At 41.9% G+C, this 14,023-nt stretch carries 3 protein-coding genes; 2 read left to right on the top strand and 1 reads right to left on the bottom strand.

Features of this window, described 5'->3' with window-relative positions; genetic code table 11:
* Window positions 1-115: 115 nt before the first annotated feature.
* On the bottom strand, window positions 116-2,635 hold the full coding sequence (locus NSP_RS11805; RefSeq protein WP_006194133.1) for a TonB-dependent siderophore receptor: 2,520 nt from the start codon (window positions 2,633-2,635) through the stop codon (window positions 116-118).
* 288 nt (window positions 2,636-2,923) lie between these two features.
* On the opposite strand from NSP_RS11805, the gene NSP_RS11800 reads away from it, so the two are divergent.
* Both NSP_RS11800 and NSP_RS11795 read left to right on the top strand, forming a co-directional pair.
* Entirely contained in the window at window positions 2,924-6,541 is a 3,618-nt protein-coding gene (locus NSP_RS11800) for an AMP-binding protein (protein WP_006194132.1), read from the top strand.
* Between the two features lie 58 nt (window positions 6,542-6,599).
* Window positions 6,600-14,015: a type I polyketide synthase gene (locus tag NSP_RS11795; RefSeq protein ID WP_006194131.1), complete on the top strand. Its 7,416-nt coding sequence runs from the start codon at window positions 6,600-6,602 to the stop codon at window positions 14,013-14,015.
* Window positions 14,016-14,023: the final 8 nt, after the last annotated feature.

The raw sequence follows: 14,023 nt of genomic DNA, 5'->3' as shown, positions 1-14,023 counted from the left end.
TTAAAAAAGTAGCATTGCTGAATACAAGTATAAAATTCAAAAATTCAACCTCTAAAACTCCAACTCTCCGCGCCTCTGCGTGCAAAAAATGTAATAATGCACTTTAATATCATGGCTAAAATTCCCAAGAAACATTACCAGTTAAAGTAAACGGCGCACCTGGAACTATACGCACAATATCCCGCGCCCCTTCCCAATAATTTTGGTCAAATAAATTTTGGATATTAATAGCAGCACGAAACTTATCCCGACGATAGAAAATAGAGGCATCTGTACGCCAATAACTAGGTAATGTAAAGGTATTGCGTAAGTCACCTTGGCGTTCTCCCTGAGTAAAGACACCCAAGCCTAACCCTAACCCTTTGAAGTTTCCAGATTGGAATTCATAGCTACTCCATAAGCCGAAAGCATTTTTAGGAACATTTTGTAATTCCTTATCTTGAAATTCAGAGCGGTTATCTTCGAGAATTTTTGTATCTGTATAAGCGTAACTAGCTGTGAGGTTCCAACCAGGGAGAATTTCACCAGCAACATCTAGTTCTATACCTTGGCTGCGCTGCTTACCGATTTGAATTTGTGATAAAGGTTCGCTGAGTCCTTGGGCTGCGACATTGGTGCGTTCTAAATTATAGAATGCTAGGGTGGTGGACAGGCGATCGCCTAACAAATTAGCCTTCAAACCAACTTCGTATTGAGTTCCCCTTTCTGGTTCAAAGGGTTCGCCAATAATACTTTGTCCCGTCTGTTCATTGACTAAAACCCTAGTTCTACCAACCACCGGTGAAAATGATTGACTGTAACTAGCGTATAGTGAGAGGTTTTCCCTGGGCTTAATTACAACGCCCACACGGGGGCTAAAAACCGTATCATTACGTTCAAAACTTTCTGCGGAAGACAGCAAATCCTCGTATTTTTGGTGAGAAAAATCCAAACGTCCCCCCAAAACTAAAATAATATTTTGCGATAATGAAATTTGGTCTTGAGCATAGATACCCACAGAGTTCTTACGAGTATCAATATTACCAAAGGGAATCGCAAAATTAGAAACAGTTTCAGGTTGATAAACAGGATTGAAAATATCAATAGCACTGATTTGTCTAAAATCAAGTTGATCTTTTGTCTGCTCTCTAGAAACTTCCACACCCAATAGCAAATTATGCTCAATGCTACCAGTATTAAATTTACCTATGAGATTATTATTTAAAACAAAAGTAGATAAACTCGAAGGATTTTCTATCAAAAATCGTCTGACTGTGCGCCCATCATTATTTAATCCATCGGCTCTCCCAGAGTTAGAAATAGGAGTTATCCCAATATTTTTAGGAATATCTAAAAATGAGGTAGAAAGTTCACTTTTGAGCGACCAATTAGAATTGAGACGATGATCTAACTGATAACCCAAACGAGTTACAAATGTCTCAGTTTCAGACAAAGATGGTTCACCTAAATTAGCGTCCCGTGGAACTCTACCATTAGGGTTAGCAATAACTGTTCCGGAGGCGGGTAAATCAGGTGCTGTCTCAAAGTTGCGATATTTAAGATATTCTAGATTAGCAGTTAAAGTGGTATTTTCGTGATCAATTAATCTGACAATGGGTGAAATAAAGAAAGATTCACTATGTTCAAATTTCCTAAAGCTTTCAGCAGTTTGATAGCCAGCATTCAAACGATAGGCAATACCATTTTGATCTAAAGGACCGGAAAAGTCAATTGTGGGACGATGTAACCCAAATTGACCTACTTGATACTCAAAGCCATAGTAGGGTCTATCTAAAGGCTGTTTTGTAACTAAGTTAATGACACCACCCAAATCACCCCGGCCAAAGAGTACCGAAGCTGGTCCTTTGAGAACTTCTACTCGTTCGACATTACTAATTTCACTGCTAAATCGGAGAGTTTCGTCTCGTAAGCCGTTACGTAAAATATTTCCCGATTCAAAGCCGCGAATCACAGGATTTAACGCTGGTGCTTGGGAAGGAGTCCGGCCGGTGCTGGCACTACTAGTATTTTTCAAGACTTCTCCAATACTGCGTGTACCCTGGTCTTGAATAACTTCTTGGGGTATGACCTGAATTGCTTGAGGTACGTCAATAATCGGGGTATCGGTACGAGTCCCTATGGAGGAATTTGGAACTTGATAAGTTGGTCGGACTTGTTCTCCTATAACTGTTAATTCTATGGGTTCCTCTGGTTCTGGTTCGGGAGTTTCTGGTGGGGTTTGACTGGTGGTGACAAAAGGAATACTGACAATAAATTCCTCTCCATTCTGGAGCAGATCAACTTTGGGAATTTCATTAACCCCTGTCACCTCAATTTCAATAGTGTTAGGGTCAGACTGTCCGACAACAATTTGAGCAATATCAGGGATGGGATTATCGATAATTACAGGTAATTGTCCTTGTTCCAGTTGGAATTGAGCATTATTAAGAATAATAATTAGGGTGTTGTCTACGGTGCTAGACTCTGTTTCTATAGATACTCCGGGTGGAGTCTTTAAAACAACTTCTAAACCTTGATCTGTATCATAAAGTTCTACTGCGGTTACAAGTACAGGAGTAGCCCAGACAGGCTGAGATCCTAAAACAGTGATGATACTAGCAACACCAATTGAAGATTGCCAAAAATTCCATGCCATAAATAGCTTTTTTCCTAACTTGTAAGGGAAAGGATGTGGTTATATCTGGGAAAACAGCAAAACGCACAAATTTGAGACTTTCTCCGGTTTTGGAGAAGAAATCAGTAAAGATGCTCATGACTGTACGTTCTCTAATTTTAATGTTACCATCTAACGACATTCCTCTGGTGCGCCTGGGGCATGAGACAAAAATTTTCTAATTTAACTGCTCAGAAGCACAGTTAAAAAGTGCAAATTTTTCACAAACCCTTTGAGCTAATTTTATTCCCCAAAGCGAATTAGTGCAGAATGATTAACCGCCAACGAGAAAGATTCTCAACAGAAACACACCAAGCTGTGACACTTGTAGATGTGTTACTCAGATGGACACAACAAAGAGGTAACTCTGTCGGCTTTTCTTTTTTGCAAGATGGCAAACAGGAAAATCTTACCTACGCGGAGTTAGACAAAAAAGCACGCACAATAGCGGCTCATTTACAGGCGATGCACTGGCAGGGAGAACGGGTATTATTAATGTATCCACCGGGCTTAGAATTAATAGCGGCGATTATGGGTTGCTTTTATGCGGGTGTGGTAGCAGTTCCAGTTTATCCACCGCGTCGCAATCAAAACAGGAATAGGCTATTAGCAATTACCCAAGATGCTGAAGCCAAGGGAATATTGACCACCGTATCCTTAGATGATTTATTAAAAGAAGTAGCTAAAAATACAGTAATAGCAGGGTTAAATAAAATTGCCACAGATAGTATGCTCTTATCTGTAGGTGAGGCTTGGCAAACTCCTGAATTGACAAAAGATAGTCTGGCTTTACTACAATATACTTCCGGTTCCACTGGCATACCAAAGGGAGTGATGCTCAGTCATGGTAATTTATTGCATAACTTGGCACAAATATATCAACGTTTTGGGCATTCATCACACAGCAAAGTTGTGAGTTGGTTGCCACCTTACCATGATATGGGTTTGATTGGAGGAATTTTTCAGCCCTTGTATGGTGGTTTTCCAGTTACACTCATGTCTCCTGTAGCTTTTCTACAAAAACCGCTTCGCTGGTTGCAAGCAATTTCTCAAACTCATGCTACCACTAGCGGCGCTCCTAATTTTGCCTACGAGATGTGTGTCCGCAAGATTCGTCTAGAGGAATGCCCAGATTTGGATTTGAGTAGTTGGAATTTAGCATTTACCGGTGCAGAACCAATTCGTCAGGAGACACTAGAAAGATTTGCTACAGTTTTTGCACCTTATGGATTTCGACGAACCGCTTTTTATCCTTGTTATGGTTTAGCAGAAGCGACTTTGTTTGTGAGTGGTAAAAATCAGAAAAATTTAGAATTAAATCATATTGCTCAAGGTTTAGTCAGTTGTGGTATTCCCAGTCATGACCAAACTTTAATTATAGTTAATCCAGAATCTCGACAACCTTGTGCGGCCGGGGAAGAGGGAGAAATTTGGGTCAAAGGTGAGAGTGTAGCTCAAGGTTATTGGCAACGTTTTCAGGAAACCGCAGTAAGTTTTCGCGCCTCCTTAGCTTCGGAAGCAGGTGGTTTTTTACGCACAGGAGATTTGGGTTTTTTACGCTCTGGGGAATTATTTGTCACGGGCCGGATAAAAGATGTTATTATAATCAGAGGGCAGAATTATTACCCCCACGATATTGAAGCGACTGTTGCCCAAAGTCATCCAGCTTTGAGTGCTTACTGGGGTGCAGCTTTTAGTGTGGAAGTCTCCGGGGAAGAACGGCTAGTTGTCGTTCAGGAGGTGGAGCGTAATTGTTGGCGTACACTGGATAAAGATGGAATCATTACAGCAATTCGGGCTGCTATTTCTCGTGAGTTTGGTTTGCAGGTAGATGGGATATGTCTGTTGAAGCCTAGTAGTATTCCTAAGACTTCTAGTGGGAAGGTGCAGCGTTTCGCTTGTCGGGATGGGTTTTTGAGTTCGGGGTTGGATGTGGTTTGTCGGTGGGATTTGTCTCACGCAGAGGCGCGGAGGCGCAGAGAGGAGAGGGGGGAGGTTGTGGATGCTTTGATTGAGTGGTTACGGGTTTATGCTCGGGATCATGTTAATTCGCGGTTGATGGATGAACGGCGTTGTATTTCTCCTCATATTGTTTTGGATTTTGGGAATAGGGGTTTGTTGGGGATGCAGGTTCCTTGTTGTTATGGTGGTTTGGGTTTGGGATATACGGACACCATCAGGATTATACAACAGCTTGGGGCGATTGATCCGACTTTGGCTTTGTTTGTGGGGTTGAATAATGTTTTGGGGGTGCGTCCTATATTAATGTATGGGACGGATGCTTTAAAGGCGGAACTTTTACCTATTCTGGCTACGGGGCGGGAATTGGCGGCTTTTGCACTGACGGAAACGGGTGCTGGTGCTAATCCTCAAGCTATCGAATCTCAGGCTATTAGTGATGGTGATGGTTGGCGATTGCGGGGTGAAAAGATTTGGAGTGGTTCGGCTGCTTGGGCTGGTGTGATTAATGTGTTTGTTAAACATGAGTCGGGAATTAGCGGCTTTGTGGTGCGTCGGGGTACTCCTGGTTTGCGTCAAGGTGGGGAAGCGCTAACGATGGGAATGCGGGGAATGGTGCAGAATACTGTTTATTTAGAAGATATTCCGGTGACATCTGCGGAATTATTGGGTGACGTTGGGGCAGGGATGAATGTTGCTCAAGATGCGATGATGTATGGCAGGTTAGCGATCGCATCTGCTTGTGTCGGTGGGATGCAACGTTGTGTACAATTAATGTGGCGTTATAGTGAACGGCGACAAATTGCTACAGGTAAATTACTCGATCATCCTGTGGTTTTATATCGTCTCCAAGAATTAACCAATGCCATTACCGCAGTCAATAGCTTGGTAATGCGGGTAGGAAAATTACTCGACGCAGGTGATAATATTCCAGCCGAAGTATATACAGCGTGTAAAATTTCTGCCCCAGAATTTTATTGGCAAGCAGCAGATTTACTGGTACAAAGTTTGGGGGGACGAGGTTATATAGAAAGTAATATTGCACCGCAAATTTTGCGAGACGCGCGAATTTTAAGGATATTTGAAGGACCAACAGAAACATTATGCGGCTTTTTGGGTGCGCGTGTTCTCAAACAAGGACAGACGCTGCAAAATTTTCTCTGTCAAACCCTGGGTGCTGTAGAAGTAGGACAAAGATTAAAGGATGCTGTTGATAAAATTCGAGAATGTTGCTGTGATGATGCTAACATTAAAGTCCAGCGTTGGATTTACCATCAACTTGGTAAACTGGCAACAGAAGCGATATTATGGGCAGTATTAGAAGAGCCATCAGCAACAGCTTGGGTAAAAAATCGCTTTGAGGAACAACTCCAAGAAATTTTAAGTTTCAACACCGACAACTTATTATTTCTCAGTTGCCAAACCTTAGTCCATCACCTCAATCAATATAAACAAACAATTGGTGATATCGAACAAACCTTGGCTGGAGAAGAACAAGATTTAGATGAATTATTGCGTCAGTCTGGAGAAAGTCCCCAATTCACCCCACCAATAGAAGATTTACCCACAGTTAATACATCTTCAGACATCCAAAACTGGTTAAAAACTTGGATATCGCAAAAATTACACCAGCCAATTTCTACTATAGACGTGAATAAAGCCTTCGCTGACTACGGCATAGATTCGGTTACAGCTATAGAACTAACCCAAGACTTACAAGAATGGTTAAAAATTTCTCAACCCTTAGATGTCACTATCGCTTGGAACTTCCCCACAATTAATGCTTTAGCCAATTACTTAGGAAAAGTCACCAGTGAAAAACCTACACCTTCAGATAACAACTTAGACAACTTATCCACCATAGACATAGCACAACTACTAAGCCAAGAAATAGCGATCGCTCGTCACCGAAAACCTCAAAACAAATAATTCCCTCCGCGAACCTTTGCGTGAACCTCCGCGAACCTTTGCGTTAAAAAAAACTCCTATGAAAGACAACTACCAAAACTTGCTCAAAGACGCACTCCTAGAAATGCGACACCTGCGAGCCGAAATCACAACCTTAGAAGCACAAAAAACCGAACCCATTGCTATAATTAGCATAGCGTGCCGTTTTCCAGGTAGCGCGAACAACCCCGAAGCATTTTGGCAATTGTTGAGAGATGGAGTCAATGCAGTTAGTGAAATTCCCTCCCCACGTTGGGATGTAGATAAATACTACGATAAAAATCCTGATACTCCAGGAAAAATGTACACTCGCTACGGTCATTTTATCGACCGAGTAGAGGAATTTGACGCTGAGTTTTTTGGAATTTCCCCCCGTGAAGCCGTAGCAATGGACCCCCAACAACGGCTATTGCTAGAAGTTAGTCACGAAGCCTTAGAACGCGCTGGACAATCAACCCAAAAAATTAAGGGTAGTAAGACATCTATATATATAGGACTGTGTTTTGATGACTACGCCAAATATAGCCTTTCCCATCCCACACAAATTGATGCTTTCAGCAGTTTAGGTAACACTCGCAGTATTGCCGCCGGACGCATCGCTTATGTGTTAGGATTGCAAGGAACAGTCATGCAACTAGATACCACCTGTTCTTCCTCGTTGCTGGGGGTACATTTAGCCTGTCAAAGTCTCCGCAATGGTGAATCAGACATGGCTTTGGCGGGAGGAGTCAACTTAATTTTAGCCCCAGAACCAATGATTGGCTTTTGTAAATTAAAAGCCTTAGCAGTGGATGGACGTTGTAAAACCTTAGATGCGGCGGCTGACGGTTACGGAAGAGGTGAGGGATGTGGTATAGTGGTGTTGAAAAAATTGCGAGATGCGATCGCTAACCATGATCCCATTTTAGCAGTGATTCGTGGTTCCGCAGTCAATCACGACGGTAGTAGCAACGGTTTAACCGCCCCCAACGGTACAGCCCAAGCAGCCGTAATTCGTCAAGCTTTGGAAAACGCCCAGGTAGAACCGCAGCAAGTCCAGTATAGTGAACTCCACGGCACTGGTACAGTTATCGGCGACCCCATCGAAGTTTTAGCACTAGCTAACGTACTAGGTGAAGGTAGAAGTCAAAATCAACCCTTGTCTATTGGTTCTGTGAAAACCAACATTGGACATTTAGAAGGTGCAGCAGGGGTAGCAGGGTTAATTAAGGTAATTTTAGCATTGCAAAAGCAACAAATTCCAGCCCACCTCAACTTACAACAACCAAACCCATATATTCCGTGGCAGAAATTACCTGTCACCGTCCCGACTCAGTTAACTCCTTGGCAAAGTGAAAACGGTAAACGCATTGCCGGCATTAGTTCCTTCGGGATGAGTGGGACAAATGTACATCTGGTTTTAGAAGATTTTACCCTTCCTCAACCTTCCCAGAGGGCAGAACAATACCACCTGCTGACTATCTCCGCTAAAACACCCCAAGCACTGCGGGAACTTGTAGGAGAATACATTAAATACTTTGAGTCACAGCCAGATACTAACTTCGCTGATATTTGCTTTACTTCTAACGTGGGGCGATCGCACTTCCCTTACCGTTTAGCGATACCCGCCAATTCTTATAGTACAGCTTATGAAAAATTATTTAATTATTCAAAATATACCCCAAAAATACTTTCCAGTCAAGTAGTTATCCCCAAATTGCCCAAAATTGCCTTTCTCTTCACCGGACAAGGTAGCCAGTACCTCAACATGGGTAGAGAACTCTACCAAACCCAAGTTTATTTTCGCCAACAAATTGATAAATGTTGTGAATTATTGCATCCCCACTTAGACATAGATTTGCATTCAATTTTATTTGAGAACAAGGCAAACCAGCAATTACTTTCCCAAACTATTTACACCCAACCAGCATTATTTGTTTTAGAATACGCCATAGCTCAACTGTGGCTACACTGGGGAATTACACCTGATTTTCTCATGGGACATAGCGTTGGGGAATATGTAGCTGCTTGTATTGCAGGTGTGTTCAATTTACCAGACGCACTGAAATTAATTGCTAACCGCGCCCGTTTAATGCAACAATTGCCTGAAAATGAAAAAATGTTAGCTGTTCCAGCATCAGTTGCAGATATTAGTAAATATATGCAACCATATTCGCAAAAAGTTACCATAGCCGCCATCAATTCCCCAAACAATACAGTTATTTCCGGTGAACAAACAGCAATTGAGGAACTTGCAGAAATCCTCGCAAATCAGGGAATTAAAATTACTCCCTTGTCAGTTTACCATGCCTTTCATTCTCCCTTAATGGAGTCAATGGTAGGAGAATTTAGACAAGTAGCTGAAAGTATTACATTTCATCCCCCCAAAACCCCAATAATTTCCAACATTACAGGTAAAATCATTAATACAGAAATCGCTCACGCCGAGTATTGGTGCAATCACATTTTACAACCTGTACAATTTGAGCTAGGGATGGAAACATTAGCCACAAAAAAATGCGAAATCTTCCTAGAAATTGGGGCAAAACCCACCTTATTGAGTATAGGTCAAACCTGTTTAAACCCAGCAGAAAAATATTCCTGGTTGCCCAGTTTACGCCCAGGAAAAAATGATGTGGAAACAATATTATCCAGCCTAGCATCATTATATATACAAGGTGGAGATATCAACTGGGAAAACTTCATTGGAGATGAACAAAATCAAAGAGTAAATTTACCAACCTACTCATTTCAACGCCAGAGATATTGGGTAGAAAACCTCAACTCAGCCAAACCAACCCATACATCTAACTTCCACCCATTATTAGGAGAGAAATTACAAATAGCGAAAACAGAAAACATATATTTCCAAAATAAAATTTCTCAAAATTACCCAGAATACTTACCCCAACATCAAATTCTTGGTAAAATAATCATGCCGGCTGCGGGTTATGTAGAAATAGCAATTGCAGCCGCAGAAAAAATATTTAAATCTCACTCCTACCACATTCAAAATCTCGAAATTCTCCAAGCCTTACCCTTACCAGAAACCACAGATATCACCATACAAATAACTCTCACCCCCTCAGAAAACCAAACCTACAAAATAGAAATCCTCTCCTTCCATACTTCTTCCCTTTGCGCCTCTGCGCCTCTGCGTGAACCAAAAACCCACGCCACCGGAATCATCCAAACATCACCCCCATCCTCACCCCCTCCTCCAGATATTACCCAAATCCAAAAAACTTGCAACCAAGAAATTAACGTAAATACCTACTACCAAACCTGCAAACAAGTAGGAATAGAATATGGAAAATCATTCCAAGCCATTCAACAACTGTGGCGAGGTAAAAAACAAGCATTAGGACACATAAAACTATCTCCAGAAATTGATATTTACCCTTATCAAATTCATCCGATATTATTAGATGCTTGTTTACAGGTAATGGGAGCAATTTTACTAGACTTCCAACCACCTACAGCTTACCTCCCTGTAGCCATAGAAAAAGTGTATTGGTATGGCGAAAACCAAACATTCTCTCACATTTGGAGTCATGTAAAACTACGAGAAACATCTGATTATATTGCTGATATCCAAATCTTCCATCCAGATGGTAAATTAATTGCAATCATCAACGGCTTACAAATTCAACCAGTCAGGCAATTAAACAACTGGCATGATTGGTTATATAATATTGAATGGCAAGCAGAACCAATTCTTAGCCATTGCTTACTCACTCCCACCGCAATTAGTAACTCAAAATTACAACTATTACAGCAGTCAGACTTACAAAACTATATATCCTTATCATCCCAACTAGAAAAGTTGAGTTTTGACTGTGTAATAGAGACATTTCAAAAATTGCAACTACCATTAACAGGTGGTGAGGAATTCTCTGCAACAGAAACAATGCAGAAAATGGGTATAACAAGCCAATATAAAAAATTATATCAGCATTTATTACAGATTCTCCAAAGCCAAGGAATATTACAACCCCAAGGAGAAAACTGGCGAGTCATAAAAACACCTCCCAGCATAACAACAGCTTCAGTTTTTAACCAGTTGCGTCAAGGATATCCCAACGCCGCATCAGAATTAAATCTACTCCAACGCTGTACTAGCAATTTAGCAGAAGTTTTACTGGGAAAAACCGATTCATTAGAGTTATTGTTTCCAGGTGGAGACTTGAGCGACTTAACGCAACTTTACCAAAATTCACCCATTGCTCAAATGATGAATAATTTGGTAAAACAAGCTATAATCACAGCCATAGCCGAAATACCACCAGAAAAACCCCTGCGAATTCTAGAAATAGGTGCGGGAACAGGGGGAACTACAGCACATCTGTTACCAGAATTGGCGCAAAGAGAAATTGAATATTACTTCACCGACGTTTCACCATTATTCCTCAGCAAAGCACAGCAACAATTCCCAGATTATTCCTGTGTGCGATACCAGATATTTGATGTAGAAAAATCGCCTTCTGCTCAAGGCTTCACAGAAAACAGCTTTGATATGATCATAGCTGCTAACGTTCTCCACGCCACCCAAGATTTACAGAAAACTGTCATACATATTAAGCAATTATTGTCAAGAGGCGGCTTACTGTTTTTATTAGAAGGAGTGCAGACTGTCTGGTGGCTAGACTTAATATTTGGGTTAACTGAAGGCTGGTGGCGTTTCCAGGACTATGGCTTACGTCCCCATCATCCCCTCATTTCCAGTACACAATGGCAGAACTTACTCACACAAGAGGGTTTTGAGTCTCCCACGCTATTAAATGAAATTATCGGAAATCAGGCGCTAATTGTGGCGCAAGCCCCAATTAAACCAGATATATGGCTAATATTAGCAGATAAACAGGGAGTAGGACAAAAAATTGCTACTCATCTCCAAGGCCAAGGTGCAACTTGTGAGTTAATTTTTGCTGACTCAGAACTTCCCACCCTTCCCACGCCAGCATCACACCTAATTAACCTCTGGGGTTTAGATGTACCCCTCCCCGACGAATTAACCACAGAACAATTGATGGAAACACAACAGACACTCTGCGAAAGTCTGTTGCATTGGTTACATAATAACATAGAGTATCAGCAATTATCGCAATTGTGGCTAGTAACTCAAGGAGCAGTAAATACAGGAAAAGATGCTTCAATAAAAGGACTTGCAGCCGCATCATTGTGGGGAATCAGGAAAGTAATACAGTTAGAACATCCAGAATTAAACTGTCGCTGTTTAGACCTAGATCCAACCCGTACCCCCACAGAACAAACAGATATTATCCTCAAAGAACTCCTCACAAACCCAGAAACAGAAATTGCTTGGCGTAACCAAACCCGATATGCTGCAAGACTAACTCAAACTCCTCTCCGCGCCTCTGCGCCTCTGCGTGAAAATCACCGTCTAACCATCAAACAAAGAGGAACATTAGAAAACCTCTCCTTCCAAACAGTGAACCGCCCTTCCCCAAAACCAGGAGAAATAGAAATCTGCGTTCAAGCAACAGGCTTAAACTTCCGTGATGTCTTAAACGCCTTAGACTTATACCCAGGTGAACCCGGAATGTTAGGCTGTGAGTGCGTCGGGGAAATAGTAGCCATTGGTACAGGGGTAAAACACCTGCAAGTCGGACAAAGAGTTATGGCCTTAGCCAGTGGAAGTTTTAGCCAGTATGTCATTGTTAAGGAAGCGATCGCAATCCCCCTACCCCAAAATTTAAGTATAATTGATGGCGCGACCATACCCGCCGCCTTTCTCACCGCCTTTTACACCTTGCATCACTTAGCCAAAATTTGCCCTGGTGACAAAATTCTCATCCATGCAGCTGCGGGTGGTGTCGGACAAGCAGCCATCCAAATAGCCCAACTAGCAGGGGCAGAAATATTTGCTACCGCCAGTCCCCAGAAGTGGGAAACTTTGCAAAACTTAGGCGTAAAGCAGATTTTCAACTCTCGCACCTTAGATTTTGCTGAGGAAATTCTCGCCCAAACTCAAGGAGAAGGTGTAGATATTATCCTCAATTCTCTAAGTGGAGATTTTATTACTGAGAGTTTAGCTATTCTCAAACCCCAAGGAAGGTTTGTGGAAATTGGCAAAATTGATGTGTGGACGCAGGAACAGGTACAACAAATGAAACCAAATGCAAGTTATTTCTTGGTAGATTTAGTAGATTTGTGCCACCAGCAACCGGAACTTGTACAGAGTATTTTACAGCAATTGGGACAAGAATTTGAGCAACATCGCTTACAACCTCTAGCTGCAAAAGTATTTCCCATTACTGAAATAGTAGATGCTTTTCGATATATGCAACAGGGTAAGCATACTGGAAAAGTCGTAGTTGAATGGGAAATGGGGAATTCTCTTTATCCCCTTAAAGGTAATTACACCTACTTAATTACTGGTGGTTTAGGTGGTTTAGGTTTACTAGTGGCGGAATGGCTGGTAAAAATGGGTGCAAATCATCTCCTCTTACTGGGACGCAATGCACCTACATCTGATGCAGTGTCAAGGATTCAGAAATTAGAAGCTACTGGGGTGAGAATTGCGATCGCACAAATAGATGTATCCCAAAAAGCAAAATTAAGCAACATCTTGACAGAAATCACCAAATCTGCATATCCCCTAGCTGGAATTATCCATGCGGCGGGAGTATTAGATGATGGGGCGCTGTTACAAATGAACTGGGAACGCTTTCAAACAGTGATGGCGGCGAAAGTCATGGGTGCTTGGAACCTCCATACCTTAACCCAACACCAACCCTTAGATTTCTTCGTCTTATTCTCCTCAGCCACCGCCTTATTCGGTTCACCGGGACAAGCAAACCACGTAGCTGCAAATACCTTCCTAGATACCCTAGCCCATTATCGCACTACTCAAGGCTTACCCGCACAGAGTATTAACTGGGGAATTTGGTCAGAAATTGGTTCAGCCATTCAAGCCACCAACCAAATGCAGCAAAAAGGAATTGATGCGATCGCACCATCAGATGGTATTCAAATTTTACAACATCTCATCACCCAACCCCTCACCCAAATAGGAGTTATACCCATTAACTGGCAAAAATTCGCCATTAACTCACCATTTTTCGAGAATTTTTATCCAGCCAACAACCCAGAAATCAGCGAAACACCACCCCCCAAAACAGATTTACTCAAAAAACTATCTCAACTAGACAAAACAGCAGGTTACGAACTAATAGAAACCTATATCCGTGAACAAATAGCAAAAATCTTAGGTTTTGCACCCAACGCAATTAACCCACAAACCGGATTTTTCGACTTAGGAATGGACTCACTCACAGCCATTGAACTCAAAAACCGCCTCCAAACCGACCTCAAACTCACCCTCCCATCAACAATAGCCTTCGACTATCCCAACATACAAACATTAGCCCACCACCTCAACAAAGAACTACAAAAAACCCCAGAACCCTCCACAGCAGAAATCGCCCACCTACTAGCCCAAGAACTCAACTAACCTCCGCG

The organism is Nodularia spumigena CCY9414 (genome assembly GCF_000340565.2).
Lineage (GTDB): Bacteria > Cyanobacteriota > Cyanobacteriia > Cyanobacteriales > Nostocaceae > Nodularia > Nodularia spumigena.
This window is presented reverse-complemented; position numbering and strand designations above follow the sequence as displayed.